At 59.5% G+C, this 17,638-nt stretch carries 19 protein-coding genes and 1 tRNA gene; 14 read left to right on the top strand and 6 right to left on the bottom strand.

The window, feature by feature from the left end; genetic code table 11:
• Positions 1-9: 9 nt before the first annotated feature.
• The 4 genes from ACYBHZ_RS02610 to ACYBHZ_RS02595 form a co-directional block, all read right to left on the bottom strand.
• Complete coding sequence (locus ACYBHZ_RS02610) at positions 10-588, bottom strand: cob(I)yrinic acid a,c-diamide adenosyltransferase (RefSeq protein ID WP_460272614.1); 579 nt, start codon at positions 586-588, stop codon at positions 10-12.
• A 1-nt stretch (position 589) separates the two neighbouring features.
• On the bottom strand, positions 590-793 hold the full coding sequence (locus ACYBHZ_RS02605; RefSeq protein WP_460272613.1) for a twin transmembrane helix small protein: 204 nt from the start codon (positions 791-793) through the stop codon (positions 590-592).
• Positions 794-870: 77 nt separating this feature from the next.
• Positions 871-1,695 carry an SDR family NAD(P)-dependent oxidoreductase gene (locus ACYBHZ_RS02600; protein WP_460272612.1) on the bottom strand — a complete coding sequence of 275 codons (825 nt, stop codon included), beginning with the start codon at positions 1,693-1,695 and terminating at the stop codon, positions 871-873.
• Between the two features lie 78 nt (positions 1,696-1,773).
• On the bottom strand, positions 1,774-2,313 hold the full coding sequence (locus ACYBHZ_RS02595; protein WP_460272611.1) for an SH3 domain-containing protein: 540 nt from the start codon (positions 2,311-2,313) through the stop codon (positions 1,774-1,776).
• 205 nt (positions 2,314-2,518) lie between these two features.
• Here ACYBHZ_RS02595 and ACYBHZ_RS02590 point away from each other — a divergent pair, with 205 nt between their 5' ends.
• The 5 genes from ACYBHZ_RS02590 (at position 2,519) to tuf (ending at position 9,304) form a co-directional block, all read left to right on the top strand.
• The gene (locus ACYBHZ_RS02590) at positions 2,519-4,879 is read left to right on the top strand and encodes a DNA topoisomerase IV subunit A (protein ID WP_460272610.1); all 2,361 of its coding nucleotides are present in this window, start codon (positions 2,519-2,521) and stop codon (positions 4,877-4,879) included.
• 21 nt (positions 4,880-4,900) lie between these two features.
• Entirely contained in the window at positions 4,901-6,148 is a 1,248-nt protein-coding gene (locus ACYBHZ_RS02585) for a DUF898 family protein (RefSeq protein WP_460272609.1), read from the top strand.
• Positions 6,145-7,347 (top strand): M48 family metallopeptidase, encoded by a 1,203-nt coding sequence (locus tag ACYBHZ_RS02580; RefSeq protein WP_460272608.1) that lies wholly within the window; start codon positions 6,145-6,147, stop codon positions 7,345-7,347. The genes ACYBHZ_RS02585 and ACYBHZ_RS02580 overlap by 4 nt, the downstream gene beginning before the upstream one ends.
• Positions 7,348-7,395: 48 nt before the next feature.
• Positions 7,396-8,037 carry a hypothetical protein gene (locus ACYBHZ_RS02575; protein ID WP_460272607.1) on the top strand — a complete coding sequence of 214 codons (642 nt, stop codon included), beginning with the start codon at positions 7,396-7,398 and terminating at the stop codon, positions 8,035-8,037.
• A gap of 91 nt (positions 8,038-8,128) precedes the next feature.
• Positions 8,129-9,304 (top strand): elongation factor Tu, encoded by a 1,176-nt coding sequence (gene tuf, locus ACYBHZ_RS02570; protein WP_460272588.1) that lies wholly within the window; start codon positions 8,129-8,131, stop codon positions 9,302-9,304.
• 227 nt (positions 9,305-9,531) lie between these two features.
• Here the strand turns inward: tuf and ACYBHZ_RS02565 are convergent, their stop codons facing one another.
• The gene (locus ACYBHZ_RS02565) at positions 9,532-10,575 is read right to left on the bottom strand and encodes an NAD-dependent epimerase/dehydratase family protein (protein ID WP_460272606.1); all 1,044 of its coding nucleotides are present in this window, start codon (positions 10,573-10,575) and stop codon (positions 9,532-9,534) included.
• A 100-nt stretch (positions 10,576-10,675) separates the two neighbouring features.
• Between ACYBHZ_RS02565 and ACYBHZ_RS02560 the strand changes: the two genes are divergently transcribed.
• A complete protein-coding gene (locus ACYBHZ_RS02560) occupies positions 10,676-11,236 on the top strand; it encodes a TetR/AcrR family transcriptional regulator (RefSeq protein ID WP_460272605.1) in 561 nt (186 codons plus the stop codon).
• An 8-nt stretch (positions 11,237-11,244) separates the two neighbouring features.
• Here the strand turns inward: ACYBHZ_RS02560 and ACYBHZ_RS02555 are convergent, their stop codons facing one another.
• A complete protein-coding gene (locus ACYBHZ_RS02555) occupies positions 11,245-12,147 on the bottom strand; it encodes a LysR family transcriptional regulator (RefSeq protein WP_460272604.1) in 903 nt (300 codons plus the stop codon).
• A 107-nt stretch (positions 12,148-12,254) separates the two neighbouring features.
• Between ACYBHZ_RS02555 and ACYBHZ_RS02550 the strand changes: the two genes are divergently transcribed.
• The 8 genes from ACYBHZ_RS02550 to ACYBHZ_RS02515 all read left to right on the top strand — a co-directional run bounded on the left by ACYBHZ_RS02550 (position 12,255) and on the right by ACYBHZ_RS02515 (position 17,388).
• Positions 12,255-13,271 carry a YeiH family protein gene (locus tag ACYBHZ_RS02550; protein WP_460272603.1) on the top strand — a complete coding sequence of 339 codons (1,017 nt, stop codon included), beginning with the start codon at positions 12,255-12,257 and terminating at the stop codon, positions 13,269-13,271.
• A 79-nt stretch (positions 13,272-13,350) separates the two neighbouring features.
• Positions 13,351-13,426, top strand: a tRNA-Trp gene (locus tag ACYBHZ_RS02545).
• A gap of 109 nt (positions 13,427-13,535) precedes the next feature.
• Positions 13,536-13,736: a preprotein translocase subunit SecE gene (secE, locus tag ACYBHZ_RS02540; protein ID WP_460272602.1), complete on the top strand. Its 201-nt coding sequence runs from the start codon at positions 13,536-13,538 to the stop codon at positions 13,734-13,736.
• Positions 13,737-13,776: 40 nt separating this feature from the next.
• Positions 13,777-14,352 carry a pyridoxamine 5'-phosphate oxidase family protein gene (locus ACYBHZ_RS02535; RefSeq protein WP_460272601.1) on the top strand — a complete coding sequence of 192 codons (576 nt, stop codon included), beginning with the start codon at positions 13,777-13,779 and terminating at the stop codon, positions 14,350-14,352.
• A 165-nt stretch (positions 14,353-14,517) separates the two neighbouring features.
• Positions 14,518-15,051: a transcription termination/antitermination protein NusG gene (gene nusG, locus ACYBHZ_RS02530; RefSeq protein ID WP_460272600.1), complete on the top strand. Its 534-nt coding sequence runs from the start codon at positions 14,518-14,520 to the stop codon at positions 15,049-15,051.
• Between the two features lie 124 nt (positions 15,052-15,175).
• Positions 15,176-15,625: a 50S ribosomal protein L11 gene (gene rplK / locus ACYBHZ_RS02525; protein WP_460272599.1), complete on the top strand. Its 450-nt coding sequence runs from the start codon at positions 15,176-15,178 to the stop codon at positions 15,623-15,625.
• Complete coding sequence (gene rplA, locus ACYBHZ_RS02520) at positions 15,625-16,323, top strand: 50S ribosomal protein L1 (protein WP_460272598.1); 699 nt, start codon at positions 15,625-15,627, stop codon at positions 16,321-16,323. Before rplK ends, rplA begins: the two co-directional genes overlap by 1 nt.
• 150 nt (positions 16,324-16,473) lie before the next feature.
• Positions 16,474-17,388: a glycosyltransferase family 2 protein gene (locus ACYBHZ_RS02515; RefSeq protein WP_460272597.1), complete on the top strand. Its 915-nt coding sequence runs from the start codon at positions 16,474-16,476 to the stop codon at positions 17,386-17,388.
• Positions 17,389-17,638: the final 250 nt, after the last annotated feature.

Below are 17,638 nucleotides of genomic sequence, written 5' to 3'. Positions count from 1 at the left end.
CGAAACGTCTTACCGATTTGCACCGGGAACCCAGAGAACATCGTTCTTGCCATCGTCATTGGCCATCCGGGCAGCACAGAACAGCCAGTCGGACAGGCGGTTGAGATATTTGACCGCAGCGGGGTTCACATCGCCGTTTTCCTCTGCGGCCAGCTCGGTCGCGATCCGCTCGGCTCGGCGGGCGACGGTGCGGGCGTGGTGCAGATGCGCGGAGAGGGGAGAGCCCGCCGGCAAGATGAAGCTTTTCAGCGGTTCGAGCACGGCGGTCATGGCATCGATCTCGGTTTCAAGGCGTTCGACCTGCGCGTCGATGATACGAAGCACCGGGTATCCGGCCTCAGAATCGGCGGCCATGTTTGGGCGGGCCAGATCAGCGCCCAAATCGAAAAGGTCGTTCTGGATGCGGGACAGGGCGGCGTCTGTGTCGCCCTCGGCATGCAAACGGGCAAGTCCGAGGATCGCGTTGGTTTCATCAACCGTGCCGTAAGAGGACACGCGCGTTGCATGTTTCGGCGCGCGGGACATATCGCCCAAAGAGGTGTCGCCCTTGTCGCCGGTGCGGGTGTAGATCTTGTTCAAAACAACCATGTCAGTTTCCAGATTTGCGCAGCGCCACGTAGATCACCACAAGGATCACCGCGCCGAGCTGCGCGAGAATACGGGCCTGCATGAGTTTGTTGGATCGTTTCGCCCCCTCGACGCCGCCGCGTCCGAACTGGCCGATGCCGAGCGCAAGAATGACCAGCACAAGAAGGCAGGCGGCCCCGATGACATAGAGAAATGTATCGGACATGAGCGGCTCCTCCTCGCTGATTTCCGGTGCGCTTTTCTGGGCGTTTGACCAGCCATAGCGCGTTTGCGGAGCGGAGCCTAGCCTTTGGACATCATCCATTCGCTGACACGGGCGGGCAGGAAGCGGAGCGCGAGGGAGGTGAAGACTGTGACTTTCGTCACTTGATAGCGGGCTTTCGGGGTCTTGTCCTCAAGCGCACGGAGCAGTTTGTCCGTCACCGCTTCTGGTCCAAGCTCGAAGGCATCCGGCTTGGTGGTGTCGGCGTAGAGCCGTTTGGTGAGGGTCGCGTAGCGCGACGATTGTGGGCTGTTTTTCCAGTCGATCCAGCGGTCAAACTGTTTGCGCGAATTGAGGCGGAAGTCGGTACGGATCGGGCCGGGCTGAATAATCGAGACATGAACGCCCGTGCCGCGCATTTCGAGACGCAGCGCCGTGCTCAGGGCCTCAAGCGCATGTTTCGTGGCGGAATAAGAGCCTCGGAATTTCGTGGTGATGAAGCCCAGAACGGAGGAACATTGCACGATGCGCCCATGGCCTTGCTCGCGCATCACTTTCGCTGCGCGTTGGGTCAGATCGTGCCAGCCAAAGAGATTCGCCTCGAAATGCTGGCGCAGAGCGGCGACTGGCAGGTCTTCGATCAGCGCGGGGATCGCGTAGGCCCCGTTGTTGAACAGCGCATCCAGGGAGCCGCCGGTGCGGGTCATGACCTCGGCCCATGCGGCCTCGATGGACGCCGGGTCTTCGTAATCGAGTTGCAGGCTTTCAAGCCCTTCTTCGTTTAAGCGCGCGACATCTTCCTCGGAACGGCAGGTCGCAAAGACGCGCCAGCCCAGAGATTTCAGATGATGTGCCGCGTGATAGCCGATGCCGCTGGAGCAGCCGGTGATCAGAATGGTGCGCATGAAAAAAGCCTTTCCCGAGGAAATCGGGAAAGGCTTAGCTTATGAAAGACGTCGAGGGAACGTCTTTCACCTGATATTTCAGTCTGTCAGTTCGGTCAGAAATTTTGCAGCCATGTAGCCTTCTACCCCGTCGCCCTCGACCGAGATTTTGATCCAGCCGTTTTCAGCGGACGAAATGATCTGAACGATATCGGCATGAACGACCTGACCAAGAACCTCATGGGATGTGGAGGGGCCGGAGCGCACGTTGACGCGGTTTGCGGTGACTTTTTTGAGCACAATCTCGTTTTCCGCTGTGCCATTCAGAACGGCGGCCATTTTCTGGGGGTCTGAGACGGTAGTGGTGGCGATTTGGGGCTTAAAAACTGCGGGTTGAGCGCTCAGACCAGAGGCTGTCGTCAGGCTGGCCTTCTGGACGAACGTCTCATTCGTCGTAGGTTGTGGTGCCTTCTCAGCCAGCTCTGCCAATGTCGGAACATACGCGCCCCGTCGTTGGCTCGTCGTGCCGAAAGCATCGGAAAACGTCGTCGAAAGCTGCGCCATGAGCGAGGTCTTCGCCGCCTGACGTGCATCATAGGCCGCCTGCTCTTGAGCAGACAGGTCTCGACCGAGTGTCATAAAAGCAGCCCAGAGACCGCACAGAGTAATCAAAGTCAATCGCAGCATAACCAAGCCCCCCAGCTTGTTGACCTCATTGTACCTGATGAACTAACGCTTCGAATGGGGAAAAGTTCCGCGATATTCCACCTAACTTGATTTCAACTGCGAGGCGGGGTTCAGATGCGCTTGCCCGGCCCGTGGCGGGCGGGTATTCATCTTTTTCATGAGCAGTGATTTGACCCAAGATCCCGACAACGAAGACGCGCCGCTGGGCGAAAGCTTCGAGCCCCTGCGCCGTGCGATCGGCGAGCGTTACCTTCAGTATGCGCTCTCGACGATCATGCACCGTGCGCTGCCCGATGCGCGTGATGGTTTGAAACCCGTACACCGGCGCATTCTCTACGCCATGCGTGAGCTGCGACTGTCCGCGACGGGGGGCTTCCGTAAATCCGCGAAAATCTCCGGTGACGTGATGGGTAACTATCACCCGCATGGCGACGCCGCGATTTACGACGCGATGGCGCGTTTGGCGCAGGATTTTAACGTCCGTTATCCGCTTGTGGACGGGCAGGGGAACTTCGGCAACATCGACGGCGACAACCCGGCGGCCTCGCGTTACACCGAGGCGCGGATGACCATCGCTGCGGAAGCTCTGCTTGAGGGGCTCAACGAGGATGCGGTCGATTATCGGGACAACTACGACGGCACGCTGCGCGAGCCTGAGGTGCTGCCCGCCGCTTTCCCGAACCTCTTGGCCAATGGCTCGTCGGGGATCGCGGTCGGTATGGCGACGAACATCCCGCCGCATAACATCGGCGAGTTGATCGACGCTTCCCTTCATATGATCAAGACCCCGGATGTGCGCGACGATACATTGCTCAACTACGTCAAAGGCCCGGATTTCCCGACCGGCGGCGTTATCGTCGAACCGCGCGAAAGCATGGCGAAAACCTATGCGACCGGGCGAGGGTCCTTCCGGCTTCGGGCGAAATGGGAGGTCGAGGATTTGGGGCGCGGCGTCTGGCAGATCGTCGTCACCGAAATCCCCTATCAGGTTCAAAAATCCAAGCTGATCGAGAAACTCGCGGAACTGATCCAAACCAAGAAAGTCCCGATCCTCGCCGATGTGCGCGACGAGAGCGCCGAAGACATTCGCGTCATTCTCGAGCCGAAGTCGAAGAACGTCGACCCGGACGTGCTGATGAACACGCTGTTCCGCAACTCCGATCTTGAGACGCGATTCTCGCTCAACATGAACGTGCTGATCGACGGGCGGACGCCGAAGGTCTGCTCGCTCAAGGAAGTGCTGCGCGCCTGGCTCGATCACCGCCGCGTCGTGTTGCAACGCCGCTCGCAGCACCGTCTGGAAAAGATCGACCACCGTCTCGAAGTGCTCGAAGGCTTCATCATCGCCTTCCTGAACCTCGACCGCGTGATCGACATCATCCGCTATGATGATGACCCCAAAGCGGCCTTGATGGCCGAGGTCTGGGGGCAGGACTTCCCGCGCGCCATGTCGGAGCGCGATTACAAATCGCCGCTCCCGGCGCCGGAAGGTCAGGGCGAGTTGACCGAGGTGCAGGCCGAGGCGATCCTCAATATGCGCCTGCGGTCTTTGCGCCGCCTCGAAGAGATCGAACTGGTCAAGGAACGCGACGCGCTTCTGGCGGAGAAGGCCGGGCTGGTGGAATTGCTTGGCTCCGAAGACCTGCAATGGCAGCGTATTTCTGAAGAGCTGAAAGAGACCAAGAAGCAATTCGGCAAGGATTACGGTCCGCGCGGCGCGCGCCTGTCGCAATTCGCGGAAGCCGCCGAGGTCGAGGACGTGCCTTTGGAAGCGATGATCGAGCGCGAGCCGATCACCGTCGTCCTGTCGCAAATGGGGTGGATTCGGGCCATGTCCGGTCATATCGATCTCAATCGCGAGCTGAAGTTCAAGGACGGTGACGGCCCGCGGTTCATCTTCCACGCGGAGACCACGGATCGGTTGATCATCATGGGCACTGCGGGACGGTTCTACACGCTCTCTGCCGCCAACCTTCCCGGTGGGCGCGGTATGGGCGAGCCTGTGCGCTTGATGGTCGATTTGCCGAACGAGGTGGAGATCATCGATATCTTCAAACACGATCCAGAGGGCAAGCTGCTCGTCGCCTCGAACGCGGGCAATGGCTTCCAGATCGCGGAAAAAGACGTGATTGCTCAAACCCGCAGCGGCAAGCAGGTGCTCAACGTCAAGGATGACGAAAAGGCGACGGTGGTGCACCGGATCAAAGGCGATCACGTCGCTGTCTGTTCCGAGAATCGCCGCTTCCTCGTCTTCCCGTTGGCCGATGTGCCGGAACTTGGACGGGGCAAAGGTGTCCGCTTGCAGAAATACAATCAGGCGCGCGGCGCGCAGGGGATGCTCGAACTCGATGGCGGGCTTTGCGATCTGACGACCTTTGACTGGGAGCAGGGTCTGAGCTGGACCATGGGTGGGGGCAATACCCGCACGGAGAAAGACATGACCCAGTGGCTCGGCAAACGCGCCGGTGTCGGCAAGGCGCCACCGCATGGCTTCCCGAGGGATAACAAGTTTTCCTGAGTGTGTTTCGGGGTGGGGTAAATGGCGCAGTTGGTAAACACGGAATTTGAAGGACGGGTCGGTCCGCTTTTGCGGCTCTCGCTGTGGACCGCGATCCTCACCGTGCTCACCCTGGGCTTTTACCGCTTCTGGATGAAAACCCGGCTGCGGCGGCATTTTTGGTCCGCCGTGCGCCCCGGAGGAACGCCGCTCGAATATGTCGGCAAGGGGATTGAGAAGTTCACCGGGTTTCTGATCGCCCTCGTGTTTCTCGCGCTGTTGATCGGCGTGCTGGCGCTGCTTCTGGTTTATGCCTCCTACGTCCTCTTCAACGAAGATTTCGAGGCCTATCTGGCGGCGGCGCTGATCGCCCTGCCGCTGATCTATTTCGCCTCTTATCGGGCCAAGCGCTATGTCTATGCCCGCACCCGCTGGCGCGGTATCCGCTTTGGGCTGGAACCTGCGGCGGGGAAATATGCTCTGACGGCGATGGGGCATCTCTTTCTGGCTTTGGTCACCCTCGGTCTGCTCTGGCCGCGCATGACCTTCAAGCTTGAGAAATTCCGCACGGATCGCACCTTCTTCGGGTCTCAAAGACTGTATCAGGGCGGCAAGTGGACAGGGCTTCTAAAGCCCTTTCTGCCGGTTTTGATCATCCTCTGGGTGCCCGCGATTGCTGGCGGGATCATGGCGTGGCGGTTCTCTGAACTGTCTGAGGATACCGCGATTCTGATCGGGCTGGTGCCTCTGATCATTGTGCTGAGCCTTCTTGTCGCGCTGTTCTTCTACACCCGCTACCGGGTCGTTGCGTTGCGCTATCTGGCCAATCACAAAACGGCCGGGGAGGTCGGGTTGATCTCGAACCTGTCTTTCACGCGCGTGCTCGGGATCAATTTCGGTGGCTATCTGCTGACCAACCTCGCGACGGCGGCAGCGACCTTTGCGGTCGGGGCTTTGGCGTCGCTACTCTTGGTGCTGATCTATCCCGGTCTCGCGGATTTCGGCATCTTCGCATCGGGCGCGGTGAGCGAGGGGACCGCCATTGGCGAAGAGGGGATGCCCTCCGCCGAGATCACCGTCTTTTTCGCCCTCTTTCTCTACATGGTGACCTTCCTGTTCTTTTCCGTCTTCCGTCAATGCTTCGTCGTTTTCCCGACCTGGCGTCATTATGCGAACACCCTCTCCCTGACGGGCGGCGAGCATCTCGCGCAGATCCGTCAACGAGATCGCGATGAGGCCTCGCAAGCGGAAGGCATTGCAGAGGCCTTTGATCTGGGGGCGGCGATATGAGTGTTTCCGGTCCCTGGGCACCGACCCCGGAAGGCGTGCGTTGTGAACTGGTCGACGGCAAGACGGCGGCCCGGCATGAGGTCTATGCACTCTTGCGCGACGGGGATGCGGCGCTTGATCTGTCTTACACGAACGAGGACGGCGTCGAGCAGCGCTGGAACTGGCCCTTGTCGCATCTGCGCCATGTCGAGGGGCAAAGCGGGTTGAAATGGGGCAAGGTGCCTTTCGGCGTCTATACCAACGTGCTGACCCCGACCGCGCGGCTTTATGTCCGCGACGCCCATCTGTGCGCCGCGCTTGAGGAACTGGCTCCGAACCTCACCCGGAAAGCGCCGGTGAGCGGCAAGGGGCGGTTGGCGGCGTTGATCGCTGGCGCGGTGGCCTCTGTCGGGGTGATCGTGTTCATGTTGATCCCTTTGATCGCAGATCAGCTTGCGGCGGGCCTTCCGGTGGAGGGCGAACGTGCGCTGGGCGATAAGACCTATCAGCAGGTACGTGACAGTCTCGGCGCGGTTCTGCCGGTGAATGAATGTTCCGAGCCGAACGGTGTCATGGCGCTTGAGCAGATGGAGCGCAAATTGCTTGCGGTGTCTGATCTCGACCGCGCGGCTGTGGAGCTGACGGTGCTCGATCACGACATGATCAACGCCTTTGCTCTGCCCGGCGGGCGTATCGTCGTCATGCGCGGCCTGATTGACGCGGCCGAGACACCGGAAGAGGTCGCCGCCGTCATCGCCCATGAGATGGGCCATGTCGCCCATCGTGACCCGACCCGCCATGCGCTGCGCTCTGTCGGCACCTTCGGGGTGCTTTCACTGGTGTTCGGCGATTTTGCGGGCGGCACGGTGGTGCTTTTGGGCGTCAATCAACTGGTCAACGCGCAATATTCCCAAGGCGCGGAAAGTGCCGCCGATGCCTATGCCCATGCGCTTTTGCCCAAGGCGGGAGTCTCTCCGGGGGCGCTTGCCCCGTTGTTCGAGCGTCTCAAGGAAGAATATGGCGACAGCGAAGGGCTCGCGTCGCATCTGGCGTCTCACCCGAAACTTGGTGACCGGGTGGCTCGCGCCGAAGAGGCTGCCGAAGGGTTCGCAGCCAGCGACAAGCCGTTTTTGTCGCCTCTTGCTTGGCATGCGCTCCAGACGATCTGCGGCGACACGGCCAAGGATACCAAGCGCAAAAGCAACAACATTGCGCCCTGACGGCTTTGCCGTTACCACTTTGCTTCGACCATCTGGAGGATCTGTCCCGTGTTTCACATCGCCCGTCGTGCTTTTCTTGGCCTCACGCTTCTTGCCCTGACCGCTTGCGGGGATGCCAAGGAGGTGACGGAAGAGACGCCTTTGGTGAACCTCGGTGATTTTTCCTTCGGCCATAACGTCGTGATCGCGAAAGACGCTACGAAAGCGCCGTTCTCTCGGACCGAGTCGGAGGAGGAAATCGAAACAGCGTTGAAAGCGGCGATGCAGGCCCGCCTTGGCCGCTATGATGGCGATAAACTCTATCACATCGGAATCAAGGTCGATGCCTACGGGCTTGCGGCGCCGGGCATTCCGGTTCTTTTCACGCCGAAGTCCGTTCTGGTGCTGTCTGTCAACGTCTGGGACGATTCGCAGGCTCAGAAACTGACCGAAAAACCCAAGCTTTTGACTGTGTTTGAAAGCCTGTCGGGAGAGACCGTGATCGGCTCTGGTCTGACGCGGACGAAAGAGGAACAACTCGAGATTTTGAGCCGAAATGCGGCACTTAAAGTCGAGCGCTGGTTGCAGGAAAACGGCCAGTGGTTCGGCATCGAACCCATCGAGGCGGAAAGCTCGGATGCGGAGGAGGCGCAGGCGGCGCTTGACGTTCTTGCACCAGATGCTGCTGCAGAGGCCGCAAATAGCAACTGACGCTTGATTTTCCCGTCCGAAGCCACTACCTAGCCCGCGATGTTAATTTCGGGCCAGATGACCGGCCCTTCCAACCAAGAGGCGCCTCGATATGGCTAAGGAAAAGTTTGAGCGTTCCAAACCGCACGTGAACATCGGTACGATCGGTCACGTCGACCACGGTAAAACCACTCTGACGGCAGCGATCACCAAATACTTTGGTGACTTCAAAGCCTACGACCAGATTGACGGCGCGCCGGAAGAGAAAGCTCGCGGTATCACGATCTCGACGGCACACGTTGAGTACGAGACCGAGAACCGTCACTACGCCCACGTTGACTGCCCCGGTCACGCTGACTACGTGAAAAACATGATCACCGGTGCGGCGCAGATGGACGGCGGTATCCTGGTTGTGAACGCGGCTGACGGCCCGATGCCGCAGACCCGTGAGCACATCCTGCTCGCCCGTCAGGTTGGCGTTCCGGCTCTGGTCGTGTTCCTGAACAAAGTTGATCAGGTTGACGACGAAGAGCTTCTCGAACTCGTCGAAATGGAAGTTCGCGAACTTCTGTCCGAATACGACTTCCCGGGCGACGATATTCCGATCATCGCAGGTTCGGCTCTGGCCGCTATGGAAGGCCGCGATCCGGAAATCGGCGAGAACAAGATCAAAGAACTGATGGCCGCTGTTGACGCGTACATCCCGGAACCCGAGCGTGCGATCGACCAGCCGTTCCTGATGCCGATCGAAGACGTGTTCTCGATCTCCGGCCGTGGTACGGTTGTGACCGGCCGTGTGGAACGTGGTGTGATCAACGTGGGCGACGAGATCGAAATCGTTGGCATCACCGACACCAAGAAAACCACCTGTACCGGTGTTGAAATGTTCCGCAAGCTGCTTGATCGCGGTGAAGCTGGCGACAACATCGGCGCGCTGCTGCGCGGTGTGGACCGTGACGGCGTTGAGCGTGGTCAGGTTCTGTGTAAGCCGGGCTCTGTGAACCCGCACACCAAATTCGAGGCTGAGGTCTACATCCTCACCAAAGAAGAAGGTGGCCGTCACACGCCGTTCTTCGCGAACTACCGTCCGCAGTTCTACTTCCGCACCACCGACGTGACCGGGACCTGCATCCTGCCGGAAGGCACCGAGATGGTGATGCCGGGCGACAACCTGAAGCTCTCCGCTGAGCTGATCGCTCCGATCGCCATGGAAGAAGGCCTCCGCTTCGCGATCCGCGAAGGCGGCCGCACCGTTGGTTCGGGCGTTGTGTCCAAGATCCTTGCTTAAGCCTAATTCGCTTTAGCGAATGGTTGGAAAAGGGAAGGCTCCGCTTCGGCGGGGCCTTTTCTTTTGCAAAGGCGTGATCAGGTCGATGCAGCCAAGCGACGGTGCAAGCGTCGGGTGGCAGTTGGCTTTGCTTGCAAAGGCAATGAGAACCCGAGGCCGACGCGCTGATCTGAGAATGGAAAGGACCTCACGAAAGTGCGGCCCTTTTTCGGACGAGGGTGCTGCACTCAAGCTGCGGCTCGTGTGCCGGCAGAGGCGACGAGGCCGCGTTCAATGAGCGACTGAGACATGTCGAGGATCGATTGTGGCGACGCGATTGCCTTGCGTCCCATCAATGCTTCGGCCCGAATGGTATCGAAGCGCGGGCGATAGCTCAGCTCATTGAGATTGGCGCGGATGTCGCCGTCGAATAACCCCATGACCCGGACCAACCAATCCGGCGCATTCCGCAGCGGCAGTTTGGAACGCAGTTCAGGGTGGGCGCGGGCGACGGTTTCGGCGATCTCACGGATGGACATTGGATCAAACCCTGCCGGATGACGTTTGCCATCGGACCCCGGCGCGGTCAGTGCTGCGACATGGATGCGCGCCAGATCGCGGGCGTCGGCGATGTTGAGGTGCAGGTTGGGGGACATCGGGAAGCCCCCCTTGAGCATCCGCAACAGCACTGCGCCGGAGACACCCGGATCATCGTCGATCAGAGGCCCTGTGATGAACCCCGGCTGCACCGTCGCGAGCGACAGGGTCTCGGCCTTGGCAATCTCCCAAGCGCGGCGCTCGGCATAGACCTTGGATTGCCCGTAGGCGGTGAGCCGCCCGCCCTCGGGGTTGGACCATTGGCCCTCGGTGATGAAGTTCGGGCGATCTTTGTTGAGCCCGTAATTCATCGTGATGATCGACGAGGTGAGAACAACACGTTCAAGCCCTGCGCCTAGGGCTGCGCGCAGCGCGCGTTCGGTGCCGGCGACGGCAGGGCGGATAAGCTCTTGGGGGTCTTTCGGCATGGTTGTCACGAAGGGCGATGCGGAATGGATCATGAAGCGTGCGCCTTTCGCGGCCTCTGCCCATCCGCTGTCGTCCATCAGATCAAGCTGAACGAAGCTGAGGCGTGAGGTGTCGGCTCCCGCGCGTGCCAGAGCGGCGCGGGTCTTGTCGGCGCGGGCGGGATTGCGGAGGCTTCCGCGAACATGATAGCCCGAATTGAGCAAATCGAGCGCCAAGTGGCCTCCGAGGAAGCCGGTGACGCCGGTGAGAAGGACGGTATCGGTCATTTGGGTCTCGCTTGAGAAGAAAGTGAAGTGAACGATATGAACGATAATCGTTCATATCGTAAAGTCAAGCCGAGATGGTTTGACTGTGACGGAGCATGGGATGACGCAACAGTCGCAGAGCACAGTGCAGGACGATCCGACCACGGCCCGTATTCTGGCGGCCGCCATCGCGCTGTTTTTGGAAAAGGGGTTGCGCGGCACGTCGATGGAGGCGATCGCGAAAGCGGCTTCTGTTGCAAAGCCAACGCTTTACGGACGCTTTAAAAGCAAGGACGAGGTTTTTGCGGGTGTCGTAAGTGACGCTGTGGGCAAGCTTCGTGAGGCGGTCTCTTCGGGGCTTGCGACAGAGGGCACTGCTGCGGAAAAAATCGCGGCTGGGCTCAACGGTAAATACCGCGTGCTTGAGGAGATGCTCGGCGACTCACCCCATGCGGCGGATCTGATCACCGCGCCCAAGCACCTCGCGAATGATGCATTCGAACGATTCGAGCGGGATTTGCGTGCGCAATTCGCTGATATCCTTGCAAAGGACAGGGCCGAAGATGCGGATCACCTTGCCGGGCTTGTGATCGCCTGTGCGGACGGCATCAACCGACTTGGGGCCAAGGGTAGCGTCTTTGATGATATCCGTTTTATGGTGTCGCGCATCCTTGCGACGTGAGGAGTGGCTTACTCGGCCTCGCTGCGCATATCCGCAATGACGGCCAAAAGCGCGGCGGTTGCGCGGGTGCGGTGACGTTCAGGGTGCGTGATCAAGGCAAAAGGGCGGAGCGGAGCGGGCGCCCAAGTGATGTCCTTGCCGATGATATGCGTGAGCGCGGATTGCCGAAGGGCGCGGCGGGAGACGAGGCTCACCGCATCACTGGCGGAGATCGCGGCGAGAACTGCTTCATTCGAGGGCAGCTCCAAAGCGATATCGAGATCAGCGGGCGTGAGGTGCATATTGCGCAGGTGCGCCTCACTCTCTGAACGCGTCCCCGAGCCTTCCTCACGGAGCACCCAGATAAACCCTTTGTAATCCGCTGGGGTGTAGGTGGCCCGCCCCGCCAGAGGATGGGTGTCTCGCATCGCGAGGAGCAGTTCATCGCGGGCGACGACCTGATGGTGCAACGCGCTTGGGGGCAGAGTGCCCTCAACAAAACCCACATCCGCCGCGCCTTCGCTTACAGCTTTTGCGGCCTGCGCCGTGTTGCCGACGGTGAGCGCGATCTCCAGTCCGGCGTGGCGCGCATGGAGCGCCATCAGCCGTGGCGGGAGCCAATAGCTCGCGACGGTTTGGCTGGCGAAGACCCGCAATGTGCCGCGTGGCTCTGCGGCGAGATCATCCAGCGCGGTCTGCGCGCTTTGCGCCTCGGTCAGCACGCGGCGGGCCATGGGCATGAACAGCCGACCTTCTTCGGTCAGCACAATCCCACGCCCAACGCGGTCAAAGAGCTTCACGCCATGTTGGGACTCCAACGCGGAGATCGCGGCAGAGACGGCCGATTGCGTCAGGCTCAGCGCGGCGGCGGCCTGTGTCACATGGCATCGTTCGGCGACGGCGAGGAAAATGCGGAGCTGTTCGAGGGTCATGGATAATACATTTATAAAATCGAACAAAATGACAAGAATAATCATTTAGATTTGTGAAAAGCGTCGGCGCATACCAGCGGCAAGAAATTGTTTTCAGGAGCAAGCCGATGACAGACGCGAGCGAGATTGTCGCAACATCCAATTGGATCGAGCCGCTGCGGCACTATGCTCCGGGGCTGATCGCCACCGGCGCACTGGCCGCTCTTGCGATGTTGGCGCGGCGTTGGATCGGTGTGCCCTATCTCAGCCCGATGGTGCTGGCGATGGTGGCTGGGATCATCTTGCGGAATGCTTTGGGATTTGCACCGGCGCTCGGGCCGGGGGTGAGCCTGTCGGTCAAAAAAGTGCTGCGCACGGGCATCGTGCTCATGGGGTTCCAGCTCACACTGGGGCAGCTGGAAGGCATCGGTTTGCATGGCATTCTGATCGTGGCCGCGGTTCTGACCTCGACCTTCATTTTCACGAAGACGATGGCGCGCGTATTGGGAGTGGATCGCAAACTTGGAGAGTTGATCGCCGCAGGGACATCGGTTTGCGGGGCCTCCGCTGTGATTGCGGTCAATACGGTGACGCGCGGCGAGGACGAGGATGTCGCCTATGCCATCGCCTGTGTGACCGTGTTCGGGACGTTGTCGATGTTGATCATGCCGGTTTTGGGTGGGGCTCTGGCCTTGGCGCCCGAAAGCTATGGCCTTTGGGTCGGGGCGACGGTGCATGAGGTGGCGCAGGTGATGGGCGCGGCCTTTACCCATGGCGATGCGGCAGGGCAGGCCGGGACCATTGCGAAGCTGAGCCGGGTGCTGATGCTGGCGCCACTGATTCTCTCGCTCGGTGCTTTGGCACAGCGCCGCGAGGGCGTTTCGGGTGGCCGGGCACCGATGCCGTGGTTTGTTTTCGGCTTCATCGCGGTGGTGATCCTCAATTCCTTGATCGATGTGCCTCAGGCAGCCACCCATGCGCTGTCCCATGTTACGGCTTTCTTTCTGACGATGGCGCTGGCCGGTATGGGCTTGGAAACCCATGTCGCCAAGCTGCGCCAGAAAGGCGGACGCCCGCTGCTCTTGGGCGCTGTGGCTTGGATTTTCGTCTCGACGCTGGGGCTGACGCTGGTGCTTTTGTTCTGAGGCGGGTGAGGTAGAGAGGAAAAGCCACAAAACGGGCTTGCAAAGCGCGCACGGCTTGTCTATCTCGTGCCTCGGCCTTAGGGGTATAGCTCAGCTGGTAGAGCGACGGTCTCCAAAACCGTAGGTCGCGGGTTCGAACCCTGCTGCCCCTGCCATTTTCCACCGGCATTTGCGCGAATAAGTGAGAAGGTCAGGCCAGCAGGCTTGAAATTGCCGTTCCGCTCGCGTATCTGCGCCGGGTAATCAGAGGTTCAGGACGAAAAGATGGCCACGAAAACCAATCCGCTTCAGTTCATCCAGCAGGTGCGCGCCGAGGCGTCGAAGATTGTCTGGCCGACGCGTCGCGAAGTGATGCTGACCACCTTGATGGTGTTCATCATGGCCGCGCTGACCGCGACCTTCTTTTTCCTTGTCGATCTGCTGATCCGCACCGGTTTGACCAACTTCCTGAACATGTTCGGCTGACCTCTTTTGCGGTATAAGCGGGTCTCAGAGGAGACCCGCCATGGCAAAATTTTTCAAAACCATCACCGATCCTCTGCGCCGCATCGTCGAGCGTCAGAGGATTTTCTTTGTGGCAACCGCCGCAGAAGGAGCGCGTGTGAACGTGTCTCCACGCCCGACCGCCGACACGCTGCGGATCACCGGGCCTAACGAGGCGATGTATCTCGACATGACCGGCTCGGGCGCAGAGACGGCAGCGCATTTGCTGGCGGATGGACGTATGACCATGATGTTCTGCTCTTTTGAAGAGCAACCCATGATCATCCGCTTTTTCGGCACAGGGCGTTCGATCCTGAAGGGCACGGAAGAGTTCGATACGTTTTTGAAGAACTATTTTAACGGCAAGGATTTGCCCGGCAGCCGGCAGATTGTCGTGATGTCGATTGAGGAGACGCAAAGCTCCTGCGGCTATGGTGTGCCGTTCTTCGAATATACCGGCGAGCGCAGTACGCTGCGAGACTGGAGCGAGCGGAAAGGGGATGTGGGGATTGCGGAATATCTCGCAACGAAAAATCTCGAATCGCAGGATGGCTTGCCGACGGGGTTCGGGGCGGTTGCCGAAGCCCTAAAGGGTTGAACTTATGTCCGTGAACGTATAGAGCGAGCGCACTCTTGTGGGACGGGCGTGCAGCGATTCGAGTTGCGCGCCGCTTTATTGTTTCGGGGAGCCGCGCTTCTGGGGCGCGATAGGGAATTAACAAGACCTGGCGAAAGCCGGGGCAAAGGAAAAGGCAAAGGCACCATGGCGAAGCGTTGGTATTCGGTGAGCGTTCTCTCGAACTTCGAGAAAAAAGTCGCCGAAGCGATCAAAACGGCCGTGGAAGAAAAGGGCCTTGAGGATCAGATCGAAGAAGTGCTGGTGCCGACCGAAGAGGTCATCGAAGTGCGCCGGGGCAAAAAGGTGACGACCGAGCGTCGTTTCATGCCGGGCTATGTGCTTGTCCGCATGGACATGACCGATCAGGGCTATCACCTGATCAACTCGATCAACCGCGTGACGGGTTTCCTCGGTTCTTTCGGCAAGCCGATGCCGATGCGTGACAGCGAAGTCGAGGCGATCCTCGGTCGCGTCGAGGAAAATGCGGAAGCGCCGCGCTCCACGATCACCTTTGAGGTCGGCGAGCAGGTTTCTGTTGCCGAGGGCGCTTTCGAGGGCTTCGACGGCATGGTCGAGGAAGTCGACGAGACCAATCAGCGCCTCAAGGTTTCCGTCTCGATCTTTGGCCGGGCCACCCCGGTCGAACTGGAATTCACTCAGGTCAACAAGACGGTCTGAGAGAGCGTCTGAGCTTTCAGGCTTGGACATCACTCGTGGGAGGTAAGAGGCGCGCGCGTCTTGAGCCCGACCACGCAACTTAGTCGCCGCAAAACGCGTTTTGCGGCAGTTGAAAGGAAAGCCAATGGCTAAGAAACTCGCAGGCACGATGAAACTGCAAGTGCCCGCCGGTCAAGCGAACCCGTCCCCGCCCGTGGGTCCGGCGCTCGGTCAGCGTGGTATCAACATCATGGAATTCTGTAAGGCGTTCAACGCCAAGACGCAGGATATGGAAGCCGGTGCGCCGTGCCCGACCGTGATCACCTACTACTCCGACAAATCCTTCTCGATGGACATCAAGACGCCGCCGGCTTCTTACTACCTCAAGAAGGCTGCTGGCTTGAAGCCGGTTGGTAAGCGTAACCGTCCGAAAGGCGCGACCCTCCCGGGCCGTGAGGTCGTTGCAACCGTGACTCTCGCACAAGTGCGCGAGATTGCTGAAGCGAAGATGAAAGATCTGAACGCCAACGACATCGAAGGCGCAATGCAGATCATCGTCGGCTCCGCGAAATCCATGGGCATCGAGGTGAAGTGATGGCGAAACTTGGCAAACGTACCGCTGCTGCCCGTGAAGCTTTCGCAGGCAAAGATAACGTCTCCGTTGAGGAAGCTGTTGCGCTGATCAAAGCCAACGCGACCGCCAAATTCGACGAGACCATCGAAATCGCGCTGAACCTCGGTGTTGACCCGCGCCACGCTGACCAGATGGTCCGCGGCGTTGTGTCCCTGCCGAACGGCACGGGTAAAACCGTCCGCGTTGCCGTGTTTGCTCGTGGCCCGAAAGCTGACGAAGCAACCGCTGCTGGCGCTGACATCGTGGGCGCAGAAGACCTGATGGAAACCATTCAGGGCGGCACCATCGAGTTCGATCGCTGCATTGCGACCCCGGACATGATGCCGATCGTTGGCCGTCTCGGTAAAATCCTCGGCCCGCGCAACCTGATGCCGAACCCGAAGGTTGGCACCGTGACCATGGACGTCAAAGCGGCTGTTGAAGCTGCCAAAGGCGGCGAAGTGCAGTTCAAGGCTGAAAAAGCCGGTGTTGTGCACGCTGGTGTTGGCAAAGCTTCTTTTGACGCTGACAAGCTGGCTGAAAACATCCGCGCTTTCGTGGATGCCGTTCAAAAAGCCAAGCCGACCGGTGCCAAAGGCGCTTACATGCAGAAGGTCTCCGTGTCCTCCACCATGGGCCCGGGCGTGACCATCTCGCTGGACTCCGCGACCGGCAACTAAGTTTCACACTTAGGTTAAGATTTGAAAGGCGCTCCGTTTGGGGCGCCTTTTGCTATGCGCTGACGGATGTGGCGGTGAGGCGATTGACAAAACTTTACAGCCGGGGCGGCTATGCTACTGTCGCGGAAAAGTCATGCGAGGCGGAACACAATGCGAGAGACGTGGCAGGTCGCCTGTATCTTGAAAGAAGATCTCAAGGTTACGCTTCGGTTCGTGGCTTGGTATCTCGATATGGGGGCGGATCGCGTCACGCTTTTGTTCGATGACCCGAATGATCCCGCGATAGAGCTCCTGCAAGATTTGCCACGCGTTGAGTGCTTGCCATGCACGGAGGCGTTTTGGAAGGAGCGGATCGGGGTGCGTCCCGGAGCCCGTTTTACACGTAGACAGAACGCCGCCCTCACACATATCTATCGCAACACTGAGCAAGATTGGTTGCTCAATGTCGATGCGGACGAGCTGCTTTATATAGATCAGGGTATGGATGGCTTTTTGGCCGCACAGCCTGAAGATGTCGATTATGTTCGCATTGGGCCGGTTGAAAAGGTTCTGCAAGAGGATGAAGACAGTCTCTGTCTGCGGGCGCGTATGGATAAAGATGCACTGGAAACGGTGCATGGCGAAGAGGCGAAATATTTTGCCCGGTTTCGGCGTGGAATGGTCGGGCATCCAGAGGGCAAATCCATCATTCGAGCGGGGCTTGATGTTCAGAAGCTCCGTCAGCATTGGCCGAAGCCTCGGGATGGTGAGGCCTTCCGCGAACGCCTCGTGCCTGCCAGCAAGGATGCGATGCTGATCCATCTTTTGGGGGAGGATGAGGCCGTCTGGAAAGACAAAATCGCTTGGCGGATGGACAGCTGGGGCTTTGCGCCCGCGATTAAGGAGCACATACAGGCAGCCTTGGAGACGTCTGAGCGCGATGCGGCTCTGACTGAAATCTATGACGCATTCTTTCGTGCGGATGCGGCGAAACTGGCGCGTTTGAAAGAGCAGGGCGCTTTGATCATGATCGAAGACGCCCTTGACGCTCCGGCAAAGCGGTTGTTTGCGGAGAGAATGCTCTAGGTGTTTGTTTGCGGAGAACGCAAACCCTTGCGCTATCCATTAATCCCCTCTAAACACCATCTTGCATCCCAGCGTGCGATTCGTCGTGCGCTGTTTTGCGTTTCGTCCAAGACGGTGGGTGTGGGAAATCTGTTTCACATAATTCCTGCCTGAGACGGGAAAGACGATAAGTTCCCCGAGGCTTCCTCGGGCGACTTTGGCGCAGCCCCGTATACGGACTTCGAGCCGACGCCATATGGCTGAGGTAGAA

Source organism: Celeribacter sp. ULVN23_4 (assembly GCF_054788345.1).
The sequence above is the reverse complement of the archived record's forward strand: the minus strand, read 5'-3'. Positions and strand labels throughout refer to the sequence as shown.